This window comes from Chromobacterium sp. LK11, assembly GCF_001043705.1.
Taxonomy (GTDB): Bacteria; Pseudomonadota; Gammaproteobacteria; order Burkholderiales; family Chromobacteriaceae; genus Chromobacterium; species Chromobacterium alkanivorans.
The window spans coordinates 24,591-45,121 of the sequence record NZ_LDUR01000008.1; the positions used below are offsets into that span (position 1 = coordinate 24,591).

20 protein-coding genes are annotated in these 20,531 nt (G+C 65.9%); 11 read left to right on the forward strand and 9 right to left on the reverse strand.

What is annotated here, in order from left to right:
* The first annotated feature begins 81 nt into the window (after positions 1–81).
* From parC to VK98_RS04130, 5 genes are all read left to right on the forward strand, one after another.
* On the forward strand, positions 82–2,490 hold the full coding sequence (gene parC, locus VK98_RS04110) for a DNA topoisomerase IV subunit A (protein ID WP_231589202.1): 2,409 nt from the start codon (positions 82–84) through the stop codon (positions 2,488–2,490).
* The gene (locus tag VK98_RS04115; protein WP_048412829.1) at positions 2,487–4,040 is read left to right on the forward strand and encodes a PAS domain-containing sensor histidine kinase; all 1,554 of its coding nucleotides are present in this window, start codon (positions 2,487–2,489) and stop codon (positions 4,038–4,040) included. The genes parC and VK98_RS04115 overlap by 4 nt, the downstream gene beginning before the upstream one ends.
* Positions 4,033–5,364 (forward strand): sigma-54 dependent transcriptional regulator, encoded by a 1,332-nt coding sequence (locus VK98_RS04120; RefSeq protein ID WP_048412830.1) that lies wholly within the window; start codon positions 4,033–4,035, stop codon positions 5,362–5,364. Before VK98_RS04115 ends, VK98_RS04120 begins: the two co-directional genes overlap by 8 nt.
* Before the next feature lie 260 nt (positions 5,365–5,624).
* Positions 5,625–6,383, forward strand: a complete 759-nt coding sequence (locus tag VK98_RS04125) for a transporter substrate-binding domain-containing protein (RefSeq protein ID WP_048412831.1) — start codon at positions 5,625–5,627, stop codon at positions 6,381–6,383.
* A gap of 234 nt (positions 6,384–6,617) precedes the next feature.
* On the forward strand, positions 6,618–6,833 hold the full coding sequence (locus VK98_RS04130) for a YdcH family protein (RefSeq protein WP_048412832.1): 216 nt from the start codon (positions 6,618–6,620) through the stop codon (positions 6,831–6,833).
* 67 nt (positions 6,834–6,900) lie between these two features.
* On the opposite strand, the gene VK98_RS04135 is transcribed toward VK98_RS04130, so the two are convergent.
* Together VK98_RS04135 and alr are read right to left on the reverse strand one after the other, a co-directional pair.
* Complete coding sequence (locus VK98_RS04135; protein ID WP_048412914.1) at positions 6,901–7,194, reverse strand: hypothetical protein; 294 nt, start codon at positions 7,192–7,194, stop codon at positions 6,901–6,903.
* A gap of 311 nt (positions 7,195–7,505) precedes the next feature.
* Positions 7,506–8,735 (reverse strand): alanine racemase, encoded by a 1,230-nt coding sequence (gene alr / locus VK98_RS04140; protein ID WP_048412833.1) that lies wholly within the window; start codon positions 8,733–8,735, stop codon positions 7,506–7,508.
* Between the two features lie 237 nt (positions 8,736–8,972).
* Between alr and VK98_RS04145 the strand changes: the two genes are divergently transcribed.
* Entirely contained in the window at positions 8,973–9,887 is a 915-nt protein-coding gene (locus VK98_RS04145) for an ABC transporter substrate-binding protein (RefSeq protein WP_156187755.1), read from the forward strand.
* A 6-nt stretch (positions 9,888–9,893) separates the two neighbouring features.
* Here the strand turns inward: VK98_RS04145 and VK98_RS04150 are convergent, their stop codons facing one another.
* Together VK98_RS04150 and VK98_RS04155 are read right to left on the reverse strand one after the other, a co-directional pair.
* Positions 9,894–10,346 carry a hypothetical protein gene (locus VK98_RS04150; RefSeq protein ID WP_156187756.1) on the reverse strand — a complete coding sequence of 151 codons (453 nt, stop codon included), beginning with the start codon at positions 10,344–10,346 and terminating at the stop codon, positions 9,894–9,896.
* Positions 10,347–10,579: 233 nt separating this feature from the next.
* Positions 10,580–10,921, reverse strand: a complete 342-nt coding sequence (locus VK98_RS04155; RefSeq protein ID WP_053077212.1) for a hypothetical protein — start codon at positions 10,919–10,921, stop codon at positions 10,580–10,582.
* A gap of 300 nt (positions 10,922–11,221) precedes the next feature.
* On the opposite strand from VK98_RS04155, the gene ompR reads away from it, so the two are divergent.
* Both ompR and VK98_RS04165 read left to right on the forward strand, forming a co-directional pair.
* The gene (gene ompR / locus VK98_RS04160; RefSeq protein WP_048412834.1) at positions 11,222–11,947 is read left to right on the forward strand and encodes a two-component system response regulator OmpR; all 726 of its coding nucleotides are present in this window, start codon (positions 11,222–11,224) and stop codon (positions 11,945–11,947) included.
* A 3-nt stretch (positions 11,948–11,950) separates the two neighbouring features.
* Positions 11,951–13,255 (forward strand): ATP-binding protein, encoded by a 1,305-nt coding sequence (locus VK98_RS04165; protein ID WP_048412835.1) that lies wholly within the window; start codon positions 11,951–11,953, stop codon positions 13,253–13,255.
* 37 nt (positions 13,256–13,292) lie between these two features.
* Here the strand turns inward: VK98_RS04165 and VK98_RS04170 are convergent, their stop codons facing one another.
* Positions 13,293–13,712 (reverse strand): membrane protein, encoded by a 420-nt coding sequence (locus VK98_RS04170; RefSeq protein WP_048412836.1) that lies wholly within the window; start codon positions 13,710–13,712, stop codon positions 13,293–13,295.
* A 97-nt stretch (positions 13,713–13,809) separates the two neighbouring features.
* On the opposite strand from VK98_RS04170, the gene VK98_RS04175 reads away from it, so the two are divergent.
* Positions 13,810–14,673 (forward strand): LysR family transcriptional regulator, encoded by an 864-nt coding sequence (locus tag VK98_RS04175; protein WP_048412837.1) that lies wholly within the window; start codon positions 13,810–13,812, stop codon positions 14,671–14,673.
* 13 nt (positions 14,674–14,686) lie between these two features.
* Here VK98_RS04175 and VK98_RS24410 read toward each other — a convergent pair whose 3' ends face one another.
* From VK98_RS24410 to waaC, 4 genes are all read right to left on the reverse strand, one after another.
* Positions 14,687–15,547: a methylated-DNA--[protein]-cysteine S-methyltransferase gene (locus tag VK98_RS24410; protein ID WP_048412838.1), complete on the reverse strand. Its 861-nt coding sequence runs from the start codon at positions 15,545–15,547 to the stop codon at positions 14,687–14,689.
* An 89-nt stretch (positions 15,548–15,636) separates the two neighbouring features.
* Positions 15,637–16,239 (reverse strand): CBS domain-containing protein, encoded by a 603-nt coding sequence (locus tag VK98_RS04185; protein WP_048412839.1) that lies wholly within the window; start codon positions 16,237–16,239, stop codon positions 15,637–15,639.
* 271 nt (positions 16,240–16,510) lie between these two features.
* Positions 16,511–17,773, reverse strand: a complete 1,263-nt coding sequence (waaA, locus tag VK98_RS04190; RefSeq protein ID WP_048412840.1) for a lipid IV(A) 3-deoxy-D-manno-octulosonic acid transferase — start codon at positions 17,771–17,773, stop codon at positions 16,511–16,513.
* Entirely contained in the window at positions 17,770–18,729 is a 960-nt protein-coding gene (gene waaC / locus VK98_RS04195; protein ID WP_048412918.1) for a lipopolysaccharide heptosyltransferase I, read from the reverse strand. Before waaC ends, waaA begins: the two co-directional genes overlap by 4 nt.
* Before the next feature lie 529 nt (positions 18,730–19,258).
* On the opposite strand from waaC, the gene VK98_RS04200 reads away from it, so the two are divergent.
* Positions 19,259–19,996 carry a glycosyltransferase family 2 protein gene (locus VK98_RS04200; protein WP_231589203.1) on the forward strand — a complete coding sequence of 246 codons (738 nt, stop codon included), beginning with the start codon at positions 19,259–19,261 and terminating at the stop codon, positions 19,994–19,996.
* Between the two features lie 66 nt (positions 19,997–20,062).
* On the forward strand, positions 20,063–20,503 hold the full coding sequence (locus VK98_RS04205; RefSeq protein WP_048412842.1) for a GNAT family N-acetyltransferase: 441 nt from the start codon (positions 20,063–20,065) through the stop codon (positions 20,501–20,503).
* The last annotated feature ends 28 nt before the right edge of the window (positions 20,504–20,531 follow it).

The following is a 20,531-nucleotide window of genomic DNA, read 5'->3' on the forward strand; positions in this document are numbered from 1 at the left end:
TTCCGGGCCAAGCTTACGACAAGGCGTCCTCGCCAGCTATAACCGTGAGGACAGGCTTTGCCGTGGCGCAAACGCCGGCCGATGAACGCTAACCGATTCAACTCCTGCCTTGCCCATATGAACGATAACGACGATCTGTTTGCCGAGACTAAGCCGGACGGCGCCGCCGCCCTGACCCCGCCGCCGCCCACTCCTCCCGCGGCGGACGCCGACGACGGCGAGTGGATTCCGCTGGACCTGTACGCCGAGCGCGCCTACCTGGAATACGCGATGAGCGTGGTCAAGGGCCGCGCGCTGCCGGAAGTGGCCGACGGCCAGAAACCGGTGCAGCGCCGCATCCTGTACGCGATGCGCGACATGGGCCTGGCCCACGGCGCCAAGCCGGTGAAATCCGCGCGCGTGGTCGGCGAAATCCTGGGTAAATACCACCCGCACGGCGACAGCTCCGCCTACGAGGCGCTGGTGCGCATGGCGCAGGACTTCACGCTGCGCTACCCCTTGATCGACGGCCAGGGCAACTTCGGCAGCCGCGACGGCGACGGCGCTGCGGCGATGCGCTACACCGAGGCGCGGCTGACGCCGATTGCCGACCTGCTGCTGTCGGAAATCGACATGGGCACCGTGGACTTCGTGCCCAATTACGACGGCGCCTTCGAAGAGCCGCGCTTGCTGCCGGCGCGCCTGCCGATGGTGCTGCTCAACGGCGCCTCCGGCATCGCCGTGGGTCTCGCCACCGAAATCCCGCCGCACAATCTGACCGAAGTGGCCCAAGCCTGCGTCGCGCTGCTGGACGATCCGGAACTGGACACCGCGGCGCTGATGCAATACGTGCCCGGACCGGACTTCCCCGGCGGCGGCCAGATCATCACCCCGGCCGAAGACATCCTCGCCGCCTATGAGAGCGGCCGCGGCAGCGTGCGCGTGCGCGCCAAATGGGAAGTAGAAAAGCTGGCGCGCGGCCAGTGGCGCGTGATCGTGTCCGAGCTGCCGCCCGGCTCCAGCGCGCAAAAAGTGCTGGCGGAAATCGAAGAAGCCACCAATCCCAAGGTCAAGACCGGCAAGAAGGCGCTGACTCAGGACCAGCAAAACCTGAAGAGCCTGATGCTGTCGCTGCTGGACCGCGTGCGCGACGAATCCGACAGCGAATGCCCGGTGCGCCTGGTGTTCGAACCCAAATCCAGCCGCCAGGACCCGGACGAGTTCATCAACACCCTGCTGGCGCAGACCAGCCTGGAAGGCAACGCCTCGATGAACCTGGTGATGATAGGCCTGGACGGCCGCCCGGGTCAGAAAGGCCTCAAGCCCATTCTCAGCGAATGGCTGGACTTCCGCCGCACCACCGTCACCCGCCGCCTGCAGCACCGGCTGGCCCAGGTGGAAAAGCGCATCCACATCCTGGAAGGCCGGATGATCGCCTTCATCCACATCGATGAAGTGATACGCGTGATCCGCGAATCCGACGAACCCAAGCCGGACCTGATCAAGGCCTTCGGCCTGACCGAGATCCAGGCCGAGGACATCCTGGAAATCCGCCTGCGCCAACTGGCGCGGCTGGAAGGCTTCAAGCTGGAGAAAGAGCTGTCCGATCTGCGCGAGGAGCGCGAAGGCCTACGCCACGTGCTGGACACCCCGGACGCGCTGCGCAGCATGATGCGCGAGGAAATCCAGGCCGACGCCGCCAAATACGGCGACAAGCGCCGCAGCGAGATCAAGACCGCCGAGCGCGCGGTGCTGACCCAGACCATTGCCGACGAGCCGGTCACCATCATCCTGTCGCAAAAGGGCTGGATCCGCGCCCGCGTCGGTCACAACGTTGACCTCGCCGCGCTGGCCTTCAAGGACGGCGACGCGCTGCACACCGTGGTGGAAACCCGCACCGTGTGGTCGGTGATCGTGCTGGACAGCAAGGGCCGCGCCTACACCGTGGACCCGGCCGACGTGCCCACCGGCCGCGGCGACGGCGTGCCGGTGGCCTCGCTGGTGGACTTGCAGGACGGCGCCAAGCCGGCGCAGATGCTATCCGGCAAGGACGAGGCCCGCTTCGTCGTCGCCGGCTCCGGCGGCTACGGCTTCATCGCCAAGCTGGGCGACATGGCCGGCCGGGTCAAGGCCGGCAAGGCCTTCCTGACGCTGAACCCGGAGGAAGCCGTGCTGGCCCCGGCGCCGCTGCCGGCCGCCGGCATAGGCGAGGGCACCCAGTTGGTGGCCGCCGCCGACAACGGCCGGCTGCTGGCCTTCCCGGCCGCCGAGCTCAAGGAACTGGCCAAGGGCCGCGGCCTGATGCTGATGGCGGTGGAAGACGGCGAAGCCGTCACCGCCGTCGGCCTGGTCAACGGCGAAAAAGCGCTGCTGTCCACGCTGTCGGTGCGCGGCAAGGCCTCCGATGAAAAACTGCCGCTGGCGGAGTTCGCCGGCAAGCGCGGCAAGAAGGGCAAGCTGATGCCGAAGAAATGGAGCGTCAGCGCCATCAGCGAGCTGCCGACGACATGAACCGGGACCGCCCGCCGACGCCGTTGACCCCGCGCAGCGGGCTGGTCTTCATCAACAGTTTCCGGGCGGCGCTGCTGCTGGTGCTGCTGGCGATGTCGCTGTTCGCCAACCGCGAAGGCGAATCGCTGGTGGCCGGCGGCAAAGTCTTCTATCTGTGGAGCGGCGTTTACGCCGCGCTGATCGGCGCCTGGTTCCTGCTGCGCAACGGCCGGCTGGCCCACACCCTGCAACTGACGCTGGCCATCGCCGCCGACATCGCGATGATCGTGCTGCTGATGGGCATCAACGACGGCGTGCGCAGCGGCTACGGCATCCTGCTCTTGCCCTATCTGGCGGTGGCCGGCCTGCTGTCCTCCGGCCGCTACGCGCTGTTCTACGCCTCCATCGCCACGCTGATCCTGCTGTCCTTCGTCGGCGTCGAGCAATACCTGGGCATAGGCCGCGGCTCGGATTTCTACTACTCCGCGCTGCTGGCCACCGCCGGCTTCATCACCTCCATCGTCACCTGGAAGCTGGGCCGGGTGGCGCGCGACTCCGAAGCGCTGGCCACCCGCCGCGGCGGCGAGATCGCCAACCTCAACCGCCTGAACGAGCTGGTGCTGCAAAGCCAGCGCGACGCGGTGGTGGTGCTGGACCCGTCCGGCCTGCTGCGCCAGTTCAACAACCAGGCGGCGCGCTATTTCGGCGCCATGCGCCGCGGCCACGCCGTGCCCGAGCTGCTGCCGCTGGTGGAACGCTGGCGGCACAACGGCTGCCCGCCCAATCCCAGCTTCATCGACCGCAATATCCGCGGCCGCCAATTGGTGGGCCGCATGGTGCCGGTGCTGGTGGGCGACGACCACGCGCTCTTGCTGTTCATGCGCGACATGGCCGACATGGCGGAAGAGGGCAAACGCGTCAAGCTGGCGGCGCTGGGGCGGCTCACCGCCAACATCGCCCATGAAATCCGCAACCCGCTGTCGGCGATCAACCACGCGGCCGACCTGCTGGCCGAAGACGAAACCGACCCGGCGCGCCAGCGGCTGATCCGCATCGTCCAGGGCAACAGCAAGCGCATCAACCACATGGTGCAGGAAGTGCTGGCCTTGAACCGCCGCGACCGGATCAAGCCCGAGCCCATCCGGCTGCAAGCCTTCCTGGACGAGCTGCTGGACCACTTCGGCGTGGTGGAGGCCGCCGCCGCCGGCGCGATCTGCTGCGTCTACCAGGCGCAGGCCGCCGCGGTCCAGTTCGACCGCGGCCATTTCGGCCAGATTCTCAACAATCTGCTGGCCAACGCCTGGCGCTACTCCAGCAAGCAGCCGGGCGCGGTGCGCGTCGAAGTGGGCGAAGTGGAAAACCACCTGACCATCAAGGTGATGGACGATGGTCCCGGCATGAGCGAAGATGCCCAGGCCCGCTTGTTCGAACCCTTTTTCACCACGGAAAGCGCCGGCACCGGACTGGGGCTGTACATCGCGCGCGAACTGGCGGAAGCCAACGACGCGCGGCTGGACTACTGCCCGCCCGGCGGCGTGTTCCGTCTGATCTGTCACAAGGCTTATGGCTAAATCCTCCCTGCGCGTGCTGGTGATCGACGACGAACCGGACATCCGCGAACTGCTGGAACTGACCCTGATCAAGATGGGCCTGGACGTGGCCACCGCCGCCAGCGTCGGCGCCGCCAAGCTCAGCCTGAACAGCCAGCCCTTCGACCTGGCGCTGACCGATATGCGGCTGCCGGACGGCGAGGGCATCGAAGTGGTGCGCCACATCGCCGAACAGGGCCTGGACGTGCCCATCGCGGTGATCACCGCCTACGGCAACACCGACAACGCGGTGCTGGCGATGAAGGCCGGCGCCTTCGACTACCTGCAAAAACCGGTCAGCTTGGCGCAATTGCGCAGCCTGGTGAAATCCGTGCTGCGCGTGGACAACGGCAAGGCCGAAGCCGCGGTGCGGCTGGACGGCGAATCGCCGGCGATCCAGGAAGCGCTGCGCCTGGTCGGCAAACTGGCGCGCAGCCAGGCCGCAGTCTACGTCAGCGGCGAATCCGGCACCGGCAAGGAACAGGCGGCGCGGATGATACACGAGCACAGCGCGCGCGCCGAACGGCCGTTCATTCCGGTCAACTGCGGCGCCATCCCGGAAACGCTGATGGAAAGCGAATTCTTCGGCTACCGCAAAGGCGCGTTCACCGGCGCCGACAACGACCGCGACGGCTTCTTCCAGCAAGCCAACGGCGGCACGCTGTTTCTGGACGAAGTGGCCGATCTGCCGCTGGCGATGCAGGTCAAGCTGCTGCGCGCGATTCAGGAAAAGAAAGTGCGCCGCCTGGGCAACGCCCAGGAAGAGGCGGTGGACGTGCGCATCATCTGCGCCACCCACAAGGACCTGGCGGCGCGGGTGGACGCCGGCAGCTTTCGCCAGGACCTGTACTACCGGCTGAACGTGCTGCCGCTGCGCATGCCGCCGCTGCGCGAGCTGCGCGAGGATCTGCCGCGCTACATCGCCAGCCTGCTGGAGCGCTTTTCTCCCGATGAAAAGCCGCGGCTGGCGCCGGCGGCGCTCAAGGCCTTGCTGGAATACAACTACCCGGGCAACTTCCGCGAACTGGAAAACATCCTGGAACGCGCGGTGGCGCTGGCCAGCGACGCCCGCATCGAATTGCGGGACCTGCAGCTGCTGCCGGGCGATCACGGCGGCCATGGCGACGGCGAAGCGCCGACCTGCGCCGACGGCGAGGCGCTGCAGGATTTTCTGGACCGGGTGGAGCGCGAGGCCATCCTCAAGGCGCTGGAAGGCACCCGCTTCAACCGCACCCAGGCCGCCAAGCAGCTGGGCGTCACCTTCCGCTCGATGCGCTACCGGATGGAAAGGCTGGGCATCAAGTAAAAGGCGGGGCCGACGCGCGCGAAACACGCTGTGGATAAGCACGGCGTTGCGCCAAACCCTGTGGATAAGCCATATTCTCGCTTTTTGCCGGACCCTTGCCGGAAACCCGGGAAGCGCGGCCGCGCAATCGCTACAATGCGGCAGCCGCGATCCGCGCATCAGGCGAGGCCGGACCCGGGCCAGCGGCTATAAAGAATCTATTCGGCGGCCGCGCCCAAGGGCGCCCGCCATTGCAAACACATCGACTTCGCTACCGGCCCATGGCTCTTACGCCGCTCCATCCCGTCCTCCGCGCCTTGCCGGCTCTGCTGCTCAGCGCCCAGATTGCCGCGCTGCCGTCGATCCGGGTGGCGCTGGGCGAAACCAAACAGCCCTATATCGACGCCGAACGCGGCAAAGGCGTGGAATTCGACATCGTCAGCCAGGCCCTGAGCCAGGCCGGCTATCAGCCTCAGATCCGCTTCGGCCCCAATCTGCGCGCCCACACCTGGCTGGCCAACGGCCAGGTGGACGCCGCCATCGCCAATAGCGGCGGCCATGTTTCCGAGCCCTACATCGTTTACCAGAACATGGCGATCACGCTGTGCAAACGCCGCATCCGCCTGCGGCGGCTGGACGATCTGGCCCGCTTCCGGGTGGCGGCCTTCCAGGGCGCCCACCTCTATCTGGGCCCCGCCTTCGCCGCGCTGACGCCGCAGATTCCGTCCTACCGCGAGGAGTCGCCGCAGGTCACCCTCAACCGCCTGCTGTACAGCGAACGCGCCGACGTGGCGATTTCCGACGTCAACATCTTCCAGCAACTGAGCCGCGAGCTGAACCACGAGATCGACATCAAAGCCAAGCTCTGTCCGTACGCGCTGTTCACTCCCACCCATTACCGGCTGGCCTTCCGCGACGTCCGCGACCGCGACCGCTTCAACCTGGGCCTGCGCCGCTTCGCCGCCGCCGGCGGCTACGAGAAACTGGCCGAGCGCTACCAACTGCCCACCCAGCGTGGACGGCCCTGGTTCAAACCCTGAGAACCTGCCGCGCTTCGGCGATACGGCGTTGAACAGAGTCTGAGCGCGCCTTGCCGCGCCCGGCTGGTGGCCTAAGGGCGGGTGTCTGCTCTGGATCAATAACCTTCGCCGCCGCGCGGTGTTAGCATGGTTTGGCAGTATCTGATCGCTGACGGCCGCAGTTTTTGCCCTTAGGCTTCGCCCGGGCCCGCGTCGCCAGCCGCTCCATGTATCCACCCGCCCAAGGAGTCGCCCATGTTTCCCGAATACCGCGAACTGATCAGCAAGCTGAAAACCGAAGACGAGCACTTCACCCGCCTGTTCAACAAACACAACGACCTAGACCAGAAGATCAAGAATATGGAAGCGCGCATCGAGCCTTCCGTCGACTACGAAATCGAAACCCTGAAAAAGGAAAAACTGCGGCTGAAGGATGAGTTGTACATCATCCTGAGAAAGGCCGCCGGCTAGATCCGGCGTCTGCGCGCAAGAACAAAGCCCGCCGACAGGCGGGCTTTTGCGTGAACCGCGCGCGGGTTCAGATCTTGGGCGCGTCCTTCTCCAGTTCCGCCAGGATGGCGCCGGGCTCCTGGGTGACTTCCAGCACCTTGCGGATGCGGTTGAACGCCTCGCAGGCGTCGGCCGGATACTTGCCGAACGGCGTCAGCCCGCCATGGCTCCAGCCCGCCGCGGCCAGCACGTCCTTGCGGAACTGCGAGCCATCGGCGCTGCCGCCGGCGATCTGCTGCAAGGCCCGGTCGATCAGAATATGCGGAAACGGGTTGCGGGACAGCGTGGTGAAATGCTCTGGGCGAACTTCGTCGAACTGCATGGCGCACTCCTGATGCGGGAACATGATTCATCTAAGTCCAAACCAGGGCAATTCGCCAGCAGACTGTGAAGACTCACACGCCGCCGCCGCGGACGGCGGCGGCGCGGGCCGACGTAGAGCCTGTTCAAAGTCCCGCAAGCAAGAGCGGGACAAGACTAAAACAGCTTCTTAGAACGTGTTCACGATCTCGCGAGCTAAGGCGAGACAAGGCGAAAACGGCTGAGAAAGCGGAATGTACACACGGTACATGAGCATTTCGAAGGGGTTTTCAACGCCGTATCGCCAACGCGCAGCAGATCGTAAACAGGTTCTTAGCGGTTCACCAGCAGTTTGGGATTGGAATTGCCCCACACCGTGTAGAGGTCGGCCAGCAAGGCGCCGTTGATGTCCTCCAGCTCGGCGGCGCCGATTTCGGCCTTGCCCTGCTTGCCGAACAACACCACCTCGTCGCCGATCTTGGCGCCCGGAATCTCGGTCACATCCACCATCAGCGTGTTCATCGACACCTTGCCCACCACCGGCGCGCGCTGGCCGTTGATCAACACATGCGCCTTATTGGTGAAGGCGCGACGATAGCCGTCGGAATAGCCTACCGGGATGTTGGCCAGCAAGGACTCGCGCTTCAGCGTGTAAGTGCGGTCGTAGCCGACGGTGTTGCCGGCCGGATAGCGGTTGACCGCCGCCACTCGCGATTTGAAGGCCATCACGCGCAGATATTCGGTATGGCTGGGCACGGTGTCGCCGAAGATGGCGCCGCCCGGACGCACCATGTCCAGCCGCGCTTCCGGCACTTCCAGCGTGGCGAAGCTGTTGGCGCAGTGCAGGGTGATCTTGCTGCGGTCCAGACCGCCGGCCTTGATCAGCCAGGCGCTTTCCTGCTTGAACGCCGCCAGGCCTTTTTGCACGTCGGCCTTATCCTCCACCGGGAAGTGGGTCATGATGCCCACCACTTGCAGATTGGGCAGCTTGAGCATGGCCAGCGCGTCGCGGCGGCCTTGCTTGCTGGCCAGCTCCACGCCGTTGCGGCTGATGCCGGCGGAGTTGATCGCCAGGTGGATTTGCAGCGTCTTGCCCTGGCGCTTGGCCAGCGCAGACGCCTGACGCGCCAGTTCCAGATTGCCCACCAGCTCTTGCATATCGTATTGCAGGCCGTCGGCTATCTCTTCCTGCGTGGCGCTGCGCACGCGCGCCACCACGCCCTTGTAGCCGCTGGCGCGGGCCACGCGGGCCTCTTCATTGCTGGCGATGCCCACGCAGGGAATGCCCTGGGCGATGATGGACGGCATCACGTTGGCGATGCCGTGGCCGTAGGCGTCGGCCTTCAAGATGGCGCACACCTTGGTGTCGGCGCCCACCAGGCGCTTGAGTTCGGCCAGATTGTGATCCAGCGCCGCCTTGTCGATTTCCAGCCAGGCGTTGCCGCGCGCGGCTTCCGCGGTGGAGCCGCTGTTGGCCGCGGTCAGCGGCGGCGCCGCCATGGTCAGCGCGGGCGCCAGGGCCAGGCCCAGCGACAAGGCCAGCAGTGTTTTCTTGAATTGCATAAGTCGTCCCCCGAGAGTGAATGCCGCTTGCCGACAAGGCTGTTCCGGCATTCGGAGGATGATAGGAGTCCGATATATTGGTATCTATGTGAATATTTACTAATAGACCTAGTTTCGCCCCGCCGCTTGACCCCGCGCAAACCCGGCAACGGCGGGCGCCCCTTGCGCGCCGCGGCGCCGCTATCCATCATGAAGAAGCGGCGCGCGGCGTCTGCGCGCTTTTTCGAGGTTCCTCCGATGCGGCAATCCCTATTTCTTCGCCGGCTGGCCGGCTGCTGGCTGGCCGTCCTCCTCGCCTTCGGCGGCGGATTGCCGGCGTCCGCCCTGGCGGCCGGCATGGTCTATATCGGCCACGCGCCGGAAAGCGCCGCCGACGAGCGCTACGACTACCATTGGGCGATTCTGCGCGCCGCGCTGGACGCCACCCGCGCGAGCTGGGGAGATTACAGCCTGCGTTTCGCGCCGAGGATGAACGAGGCCCGCCAGCTGCAGGAATTGGGCCATCCGCGCGGCCGGCTCAACGTGGTGATCCGCGAAACCAACCGCGACTACGAACGTCGCTATCTGCCGGTGCGAATCCCGATAGACCGCGGCCTGCTCGGCTATCGCGTGCTGCTGATCCGCGACGCGCGGCAAGCGGATTTCGACACGGTGACGAGTTTGGCGGACTTGCGCCGTTTCAGCGTCATCCAGGGAGAAGGCTGGGGCGACAACGCCATCCTGAAACAGGCCGGGCTGACCGTGGTGACCGACCCCAATTACGACGGGCTGTTCCGCATGCTGGAACGCGGCCTGGGCGACTCGTTCTCGCGCGGCGTGGCCGAGGTGGAGGAGGAAATGCGCGTCTACCAGCCGCAATATCGGCATATCGCGCTGGAACGCTCCCTATTGCTCTACTACCCGCTGCCCACTTACTTCTGGTTCGGCCGCGACGCGGAAGGACAGCGGCTGGCGCAACGCGTGGAGCAGGGCATGCGGCAGATGCTGCGCAACGGCGAGTACCAGCGGCTGTTCCAGAAATACCACGCCGGCCTGATTCAGCGGCTGGACCTGAAACACCGGCGGCTGATCCGCATCGACAATCCCTTCCTGCCGCCCAGCACGCCCTTCGCCGACCGCAGCCTGTGGTTCGATCCGACCACGGCCAAATGACAGCGCTCAATCGGCTTGCAAGGCCTGGCGCACGCACAGGCGCTGGGCGATCTCGCGGTCCGCGCATTTGAGCTCGGCCTCGGCGCGGGCGCGGCAGCGCGCGGGGTTGGCCGAACGCGCGCAATCCGGCGGCGGCAGCCGCTCGTTGATGCAGACGCGGCGCGCCTTGCCCTCCAGCCCGTCGCAAGAACTGTGCGCCGCCCGCAAGGCTTCGCAACGCTTGGCGTCTCGCTCGCGCAGGCAGCTCAAGGCCGGCGTGTAAAACTGCAGGCAGGCGTGCCTGCCGTTAACCGGCAAATCGTTGCAGGCCATGGTGCCCTGGCGGTGCAACTCGCAACGCTGCGGCGCGGTGGCGCGGCTGCAATCCCATTGCGCCGCCGCCGCGTCCGCCAGCCAGCACAAGGCCAGCCCCAGTCCCCAGGCGCGCCGCAACGCGCCGTATCCCCTATTGTTTTTCAAGGCATGCCCCTTGCGCATAGCCGTTTATCGCTGCGCCCGTCTGAATGGGCGAGAAGACGCCGCGCCTTATCGGCGCGGCGGGCAGCCAGCCAGGCCCAAGGCCGCGGAACGGTTTGCGCCGCAAACCGTTCCGGCCGCGAGAATTGGAATTGGAATGAAAAGGCCGGCGTATTCTATTCAAAGCTTATCAATAGAAATCCCGCTTCGCCAGCCGGGCATGACGCGCAGCGGGCTCAGTCCGAGCCGCGCTTGCGGCGGTCGCGCCAGAAATGCGGCTTGACGCGATCCGGCGGCGGAGGCGCCGCGTCGTCCGGGCTCATTCGCCAGTAGGGCGGCGGCGGCCTATGCATCTGCTCCGGCGGCAAATCGCCGTCCTGCACCGCCTCGCGCAGGCGCAAATTGCGCAGGCGGCGCAACTCCTTGCAGTCCGGATCGGGCCGCGCCTGGCAACGGCGGCCCGGCGCCGGCTCCATCTCCGGCGGCATGGGGCCGCGCTCCTTCCCTCGCGCCAGGGCCGGCGCGCCGGCGAGCGCTTGCAGCAAGGCAATGATGAGAAGAATCGGCAACCGCGTCATGAAAGCTGTTTTATCCTGTCGAAGGTGCTGGAAAAGGAACTCCGGGCCCGAAGCACGGCCCGGCGAGGGCGGACAGCATACACCAAGCGCCGCGGATGCCAAAGGCATCGCCCCGCGCCCATCCCCCCGGAACGCCCCATTACGCAGCCTAGACTCGCGGCATGAGGCAGACATGAGCGACAATCGCTGATTTGTTAAGGTGTGTGATCGCGAGAACCGGCTTAACATATCTTCATCAGGCGCGCTGCCGCATCCCGGGGCCAGCCGCTAAGCTGACACTCCGCTCCGAGGAAAAAACGCATGGAACACAATAAGATACTGGTCGTCGACGACGACGCCAAGCTGCGCGAGCTGCTGACCCGCTATCTGAGCCAACAAGGCTACGCGGTGGAAGCGCTGCCGGACTCCAAGGACCTGGACCGCAAGCTGGCGCGCAATCGCCCGGACCTGATGGTGCTGGACGTGATGATGCCCGGCGAGGACGGCCTGGCGGTGGTGCGCCGGCTGCGCGCCCAGGGCGAAACCATTCCGGTGATCATGCTCACCGCGCGCGGCGAAGACATCGACCGCATCCTCGGCCTGGAAATGGGCGCCGACGACTACCTGCCCAAACCGTTCAATCCGCGCGAGCTCACCGCCCGCATCCAGTCGGTGCTGCGCCGTCATCACGCCACGCCGGCGCTGGGCGCGCGCCACGACGCCGACGAGGAAGTGAGCTTCGGCGAATTCGTGCTCAATCTGGGCCAGCGCGAACTGCGCAAGGCCGGCCAGCCGGTGACGCTGACCAGCGCGGAGTTCGCGGTGCTGTCGGTGCTGGTCAGCCATCCGCGCCGGCCGCTGACCCGCGAACAACTGATGGAAATGGCGCTGGGCAAGGGCAACGGCGAATCGCTGGACCGCAGCATAGACGTGCACATCTCCCGGTTGCGCAAGGCGCTGGAAAGCGGCGACACCCAGTTGCGCTTCATCCAGACGGTATGGGGCTACGGCTATGTGTTCGTGCCGGACGGCACGCCGCGGGAGTAAGCTGTGCGCAAGCTGACCGGCTCGCTGTTCTTCCGGCTGGCGGTCTTGGTGGTGCTGGTGGTGCTGACCACCCAGTTCGTCACCCTGTGGATGGCCGCCGGCGAGCGCCACAAGCTCTTGGACAAGCAACTGTATTCGCAGACGGTGGACACCCTGGCCTTCCTGGAAGGCACCATGGAGGCGATGACCAACACCGAGCGCGCCGAATTCCTGGCCGGCTACAACCGCCCCGGCCTGCCGCGCCTGCTGCCCATCAACGCCGACCAGGGCGTCAATTTCACCGACTACGTGCCGCGCCTGGGCGAGACCCTGGCGCAACGGCTGTCGCACGGCCTCAACGAGCCCATCGAAGTGCGCCACGCCCAGATAGAGGATCGCAGCGAACTCTGGGTCAATGTGCACGTGCTGGACCAGGCCTATTGGCTGGTGCTGCCCTTCGGCCGCTACAGCGACCGGCCGATCAACACCATCATGCAGGCGGCGCTGCTGGCCTCCATCGTCGCCAGCCTGCTGGCCTTCGTCGTCGCCTGGCGGGTGACGCGGCCGATCAGCCGCGTGGTGCTGGCCAGCCGGGAACTGGCCGCCGGCACCATGCCGGCGGCGGTGCCGGAGGACGGCCCGCGCGAGGTGAAAGTGCTGGCCCATAACTTCAACCTGATGGCGCAGGCGCTGGACAGCGCCGCGCGCGAGCGCCGGCTGATGCTGGCCGGCCTGTCCCACGACCTGCGCACGCCGCTGACCCGGCTCAAGCTGACGCTGGAGCTGCAGCAGGACAGCCCGGACCAGCACGATATGCTGGCCGACATCGACGAGCTGTCGCAGATCGTGCGCCAGTTCATCGACTTCGCCCGCGCCGAGGAAACCACGCGGCTGGAGCCGGTGGCGCTGGCCGACCTCGCCGCCAGCGTGGTGTCGCGCTTCGCCCGCGAAGGCATGGAGGTGGGTCTGGAGCGGCGGGCCGAGCCGGAGTTGCAGGGCGACGGGCTGGCGCTAGAGCGGCTCTTGTCCAATCTGCTGGAAAACGCGCGCCGCTACGGCGCGCCGCCGGTGGAAGTCTGCGTCGAACAAGTCGACGGCTTCGCCGTGCTCAGCGTGCTGGACCACGGCAAGGGCATCCCGGCCGAGTTGCGCGAAACCGCGCTGGCGCCGTTCGAACGGCTGGCCGAACACCGCGGCACCGACGGCGGCAGCGGCCTGGGCCTCGCCATCGTCAGCCGCGTGGTCAAGCAACATAAGGGCCGGCTGGAGTTCTGCGATCAGGCCGACGGCTTCAAGCTGGCCGTCCACCTGCCGCAGCACGCCGGCTGACAAGCGCTTTGAACGCCGCCCGTCCCGCGGGCGGCGCTCAGCGAAAACGCAGCATCACCCACAAGCCGGCCATGCTCAAGGCCATGCCGCCGAGCTTGCCCAGCGACGGCTGTTCGCGGAACAGCAGATAGCCCAGCGGCAGCAACACCAGCGCGGTCAGCACATTGGAACTGAGCGCCGCGTAGCCGACGTGCCATCCGGCGCGATAGGCCAGCAAAAAGCCCAGCTCGATGCCGACGATGCCCGCCGCCACCCCCAGGCTGCTCCAGTTCAGCGCGGCCAGTCCGCGCTGGCCGCCGCCCGGCAGCCACCACATTCCCAGCACGCACGCCAGCATGGCCACGCCATAACTGACCGCCAATGAAAAAAAGGGATTCGCCGCCTCCGGCACCTGTTTGATCGACAGGTGGTAGACGACGGAGCCGGCGACCGCCAGCAGCAATGCCGCGATAAACATGTTTGCGCGCCTCATGGGAAATGTCCGTCCTCAGGCTAAACTTTCCCGTCGCTTATAGGTAGACTGAATATTCAAGGCATTGTTATAAGAAAAAATCATGACCGGAGACTTGGACACCGCCTTGCTGCGCGCGCTGATCGCCGTGGCGCGCCGCGGCAGCATCAACCGCGCGGCCGCGGACTTGGGCCGCACTCAGCCGGCCCTAAGCCTGCAATTGCGCAAACTGGAACAACACTGCGGCCAAACCCTGCTGCAGCGTTCGCCGCGCGGCGTCAGCCTCACCGCGGCGGGGCGGCAATTGCTGCCCTACGCCGAACGTATCGTCAGCCTGGCCGAGCAAATGCGCCCGTCCACGCCGGCCGTGCCGGCCAGCCGCTGCCGCATCGGCTTGATCGAGGACCTGGTCAGCCGCAATCTGCCGCGGGTGCTGGCGGATTTCGCCGCGGCGCGGCCAGGGCTGCAACTGGACATCCGGGTGGCGCCGGGACGGGAATTGAGCGCGGCCTTCCAGCGCGAAGAGCTGGATCTGCTGATCGCCAGCCCGCGGGTGGCGCAGCTGGACGCCGCGCCCAGCTGGGTGGTGGAATGCCCGCTGCCCTGGCTGGCCCAGCACGGCGCGATGCCGGCCGCCGAGCCCTTGCCGCTGATTTTGTTCGCCGCGCCCTGCAGCTGGCGCGACGCCATGCTGCAAGCGCTCGAGAACGCCGGGCGGCCCTACCGCGTGGTGCTGGAAAGCTCCAGCCTGCTGGCGGTGCAGGCCGCCTTGCAAGCCGGGCTGGGGGTCGGCGCCTTGCTGTCGGACGAGGAGTTGCCCGACGTCGCGCCGCTGCCGCGCGAAGCGCTGCCGCCGCTGCCCGCGGTGCCGATGGCGCTGTACCGGCGAGCGCAGAGCCAGGGCGACCCGGCCCTGGACCAATTGGCGCGGCAGTTCTTCCGCCAGCTCAGCCAAGAGGCCTGGTAAACGCGGAACCGCGTCAGGCCGGCTGCAGGCCGGCCATCACCGCGCCCTCCCAGCCTATCAATTCCACCTTGCGCTCCGCTCCCCAGCGATATTCGCCCAAAGCGCCCTCGGCGCGGATCACCCGGTGGCAGGGAATCAGCCAGGCCACCGGATTGGCGCCCACCGCGCTGCCCACCGCCCGCGCCGCGCGCGGCCGCCCCACAGCGGCGGCGATCTGGCCGTAGCTGGCGAAACCGCCGTAGGGAATCGACAACAGCGCGCGCCAGACCTGGATCTGGAAATTGCTGCCCTGCACCCGCAACGCCAGCGGCGTCTGGCCGTCGGCGCGCAGCGGCTCGAACATGGCAGCGGCCACCGCCGCGCCGCCGCCCGGAACGTGGCTCAGCGCGGCCTTGGGCCAGCGCCGGCTCAGCCAGGCCACGGCCTCCATCTCGTCCGCGACGAATTGCGCCGCGCACACCCCGCGCGCGGTCCGCGCCACCAGCACCGGGCCGAAGCGGCTGGCCTCCACGCTCCATTCGATCGCCAGGCCGGCGCCGCCGTTGCGGTATTCGCCCGGCGTCATCGCCTCCAGCGTCACGAACAGATCGTGCAGCCGGCCGCCGCCGGACAGGCCCAGTTCATGCGACAACGGCAGCAAGGCCTGCCCGCTCAGCCTCGCCTTGGCCGCCTCGCAGGTCAGATGCTGCAAGAAACGCTTGGGGCTGACCCCGGCCCAACGGGTGAACAAGCGCTGCAAGCGCGATTCCGACAGATGCAGCGCGTCGGCCAGTTCGGCCAGTTCCGGCTGGCGCTCGGCGTTCGCCACCAGGTAGCGGATGGCGTCGCGGATGCGGCCGTAGTCGCGGTCTTCTTCCAGAATTTCGCCGTGCATGGTCTGCTCTCCCTTCGATCACAGCCCCAGCATAAGCAGATCGGGCCGCCGCGGCGACCCGATTCTTGCCGACTTGCGCGCCGCGCCCCTCATATCGCGTGCAGCAGCGAGTACTGGATTTCCGACAGCGCCTGCGGCACGCGGATGAAGGAAAGCGGCATGCCCAGCAGCCTGGCCATGTGGGAAGTGGAGAACAGCCCGCACAACTCGTAATGGCCGTTGCCCGGATTGAGCTCCACCACCAGCGCGTGCTGCCGCCCCATCTGCTTCATCGTCGCCACCATGTGGCCGACGCTGGCGTGCTCGATGTCGCCCAGGCTCAAGGCCTCCAGCTGCTTGCGCGCCGTCATCACGTCGCCGACGCTGATGTCGACGTAATGCTTGCCGTGTTCCTTCATGCACTGGATGGGCCGCTCGCCCAGCAAATCGGTGGCGGTGATCAGGCCGGTGAATTGCCCGTCGCCGTCGTGGACGAACAACAGCCGGATGCCGTGGCTGATCATCCGGTCGTGCGCTTCGCGCAGGCTGGCGCTCTGATGAATGCCCACTGGATTGATCCGCCGCAAATCGGTCATCACCTCCAGCGCCGGGCTGTTCAGGGTGACCGGCGGGTGCGGGCGCTGATCCAGGCGCACCAGATCGGTGGCGGACGGCAGGCTCATCGTGGGCAACGCGCTGTAATTGGCTAACATGGTAGCTCCTTGTCTTGTTAGACAGCGGAGTCGATGCGGCGGCGCCTTGCGCCGGTCATGTGCGATCTGTCCGCTCGGAAGTTCTCCGACGGCGTGGACCGGCCTGGGGCATGACTGGGTTTTGCACGTCCGTCCCGGGCCGGCGGCCGCGGGAGGGCCGCGTCGGCGACGCGGCTCTTGTTTGAAGAGTAGAAGAAGGCGCGGCGCAGATCAGCCGGCGAATGATTAATTTTTTCGCAAGCGGCGGAGCGAAGCTTGCCGCCTGCGCGAATCAGGCCTGCAGCTTGCGGCGGAACAAGGCGCTCATGCGCTGGCTGGCGCCGCGATGGGCGCCGCTGAAAGCCAGCGCCGACTCGCGCATCGCCCGGCGGCGGGCGTCGTCGCCCAGCAGTTCGACCACGGCGCCGATCAAGTCCGCGGCGCTCCCCACCTGCCGCGCCGCGCCGGCGGCCAGCGCCAGCGCCGCCGCCTGCTTGAAATTGAAAATGGACGGGCCGAACAACACCGGCACGCCCACGCTGGCCGGCTCGATCAGATTGTGGCAGCCCAGCGGCAGCAGGCTGCCGCCGACGAAGGCCAGATCGCCGCAGGCGAAGTAGGCGAAGGCTTCGCCCATGCTGTCGCCCAGCCAGACCTGGGTGGCGGCGTCCACCGGCGCGCCGTCGCTGCGGCGCTGCGCTTTCATGCCGCGGCTCTCGGCCAGCGCGGCCACATCGGCGAAGCGTTCCGGATGACGCGGCACCAGCACCAGCAGCGCGTCGCCCAGCGCTTGGCCCGCCGCCCGCCAGGCGTCCAGGATCAAGGCCTCTTCGCCGTCGCGGGTGCTGGCGCAGACCATGACCCGGCGTCGGCCTATCCTGGATTTGAACTCCTCGGCCAGCGCCAGCTGCGCCGGCGGCGGCTGGATATCGTATTTGGTGTTGCCGCAGACTTCGATTTCTTGCGCGCCCAACTGCCGCAAACGTTCGCCATCTTCGGGCGTTTGCGCGGCAACGGCGCTCAAGGCCGCCACCGCGGGCGAAATCAGCCCGCTGATTTTCAGATAGCCGTTCAGCGATTTTTCAGACAAGCGCGCATTGGCTAGAAACAAGGGCACCCCTTGCTCGGCTGCGGCGTGGATCAGATTGGGCCACAGCTCGGTTTCCATCAACACGCCCAGGCGCGGCCGGTAGGCGGCGAGAAAAGCCTGCGCCGCTTGCGGGTAGTCGTAGGGCAGATAGCGCACTTCGGCGTCGGGGTAGAGCTGCAAGGCGGTGGCGCGGCCGGTGGGCGTCATCTGCGTCATCAGCAGCGGCGCGTCCGGCCAGGCTTCGCGCAGCGCCGCCACCAGGGGCTGCGCGGCGCGAGTTTCGCCCACCGACACCGCGTGTATCCAGATCGCTCCCTGCGCGCGCGGCCGCAACTGGCTGCCGAAACGCTCGTCCCAATGCTCCAGATAGGCCGGCGCCTTGCGCGCCCGCTTCTTCAGATAATGCCGCACCAGCGGCGTGGCCAGCAGCCAGGCCCAGGAATACAGTCTGCGTTGCCAGTTCATGTCCAGTCCTTGCGCGCGAACAAGGCTTGCAGCGCCTCGTCCACCGACGGGCACTGCCCGATGCCGCCCAAATTGGTGGCCCACGGCGTTTCCACCACGCCGGTGGCCGCCGGATCGGTGTCGGTGTAGATCGCCGCCAAGGGCACGTTCAGCGCGTTGGCCAGGTGGGTCAGTCCGGTGTCGACGCCCACCACCGCGTTGGCGTGGCCAAGCAGGCCGGCGGCCTCGATCAGATTCATCTTGGGCGCCACCACCGCGGCCGGCATCTGCGCGGCCAGCCTTTCGGCGCGCGCGCGCTCGCGATCATTGCCCCAGGGCAGCACCATCACCAGATCATGCTGCAGGGACAAGCGTTTGCCCAGCTCCACCCAATGGCCTTCCGGCCACTCCTTGGACGCCTTGCTGGTGGCGTGCAGCAACACCGCGTAGCGGCCGGACAGCACCCAGCCCGGCCTCTCGCCGGCCGGCACGCCGAAACGGGGCGCTCCCTGAGGCTGATAACCGAATACCCGCGCGAACAACAGACGGTTGCGTTCTATCGCCGACAAGCTCCAGTCCACCTTGTGGCGCTTGTCGTAGAAACAGCTGGCCAGCGACTCCCGCGCGCTGCCCCAGCCGTAGCCGGTCAGCGGCGCCTTGGCCCAGCTGGCGGGCAAAGCGCTTTTCAACAGGCCCTGGCTGTCCACCACCAATTCCCAAGGCGTGTCGCGCAGTTCTCGCCGCAAGGCCCGGATTTCGCGCCAGGTGGAGGGCAACCACCAGCGTTTGCGCCAGCGCCGCCAATTCAAGGCTATCACCCTGTCCACCGCCGGATGCAAACGGGCAATGTCGGCGAAAGCCTCTTCGGCCAGCCAACTGATGCGGAAATTGGGGTAATGCGCTTTCAGCTCGGAAATGGCGGGCCAGGTGTGGATAAGGTCGCCCATCGACGAGGTGCGCACAATCAGCACATTCATCATGGCGCGCATTGTACCCGAGCATGGCTGTGGTTAACCAAGTAAAATCCCTGCAGTTCAATTGTGGATAAAGCGCTGTGGACAACTCAGCGCGGATTTATCCACAATTTGCGATGACGCAGCGCACCTAAACTATCCAAAGCCCATCAACAGGACAAGTAACTGAACCCTTTGAAGTTTTTGTCGCTTATCCACAGCAATGGCCGACTATATCAGTTTCATCAATATAAAATTGCGTTAAAGAGTTATTGGTGGCGTTGGAAGCTTGGCAGGCAAAATTACGCCATGCACAAGCCGGTGGGAACAAATGGGATCGGAGCTGTGGACAAGCCGTGACTTCACTGCTTGCTCGGATTTATCCACAAGTCTTCCGTCTGCAAAACGCAGAGTGAACAACAAGATTTCATCTTTCGCAAAGCCATGAAAACAATGGAAAAATCATGGTTATCCACAGCAAAGTGACGACTTCTACCAGTTTCTTCAAATTACATATGGGAAAACATATAACAAGATGCGTGCGCGAATTAGCGTGGTGCTAATCACCAAGAATGCGGAAACATCGCTGGGAAAATGTCTGGACAGCGTGGGCTTCGCCGATGAAATCGTGCTTGTGGATTCCGGCAGCACGGACAGGACATTGGCGATAGCTTCCGCCTATAAGGCAAAAGTTATCCACCAAGACTGGCTGGGATTCGGTCCTCAGAAGCAATTGGCAGTGCAAGCCGCCAGCCACGACTGGGTGCTGTGTCTGGATGCGGACGAGTGGCTATCTACGGAATTAGTCAATGAAATCAAGGATGTACTGGATAATCCACAGGCGGCGGCTTTCCAGTTCCCGCGTTGCAACCGCTTCATGGGTCGTTTTCTGAAGCATGGCGAAGGCTACCCGGACTGGTCCTTGCGTCTGTTCCATCGCGGCCATGCGCGCTGGTCCGACGACCTGGTTCACGAGTACGTGATCGCCGACAGCCCTGTGCACAGGCTGCGCCATGATCTGATGCACGAGTCCGGCGAAGACATCGCGCTGTATCTGAGCAAGCAGAATCGCTACACCAGTTTGCAGGCCGAGCAGCTGTTGCAGCGGGGAAAACGTGTGGGTATCGCCAAACTTATCCTCAGCCCCTTGCTGCGCTTCCTCAAGTTCTACTTTTTCCGCCGGGGTTTTCTCGACGGCGTCCCCGGTTTGGTCCACATCAGCATCGGTTGCTTCAACAGCTACATCAAATACGCCAAATTGATAGAACTGCGGCGGCTGAAAAGCAAATAGCCTGCTTGCCGACAACCGCTCCTTATGCTGACAATGTCATTTCCTTGAGCAACTAGGCGAAGACAGATGGTGGAGATCAGAACCATGCGGGCGACGGACGCCGTCGCGGTGGCGCGGCTATGCCTGGATCTGGGTTACGAGGCGACGGAAGCGGAAATCAGCGAGCGCTTCGCCAGGCTGACAACGCTGGCGGACAATCAGGTCTGGGTGGCCGAGCAAGACGGCGTCGCGCAGGGCTGGGCGCACTGCCGCGGCGCGCACTCGCTGCAAGCGTCGCCGGCGGTCGAGATCGTCGGCATCGTGGTGAGCCCGTCCTGCCAGGGACAGGGCATCGGGCGGCGATTGCTCAGCGCTTGCGAAGCCTGGGCCTGGCAGCGCGGTTATCGGGCCGTCCGGCTGCGTTCCAACATTCAACGCGTGGAGGCCCACGCCTTCTATCGTCATCTTGCTTATCGGCAACAGAAAACCAGCCACAGCTTTGTCTTGGATCTGGCGGACCGCCAATGAACGGCCGCCGATGAGGTTTATCCACAGG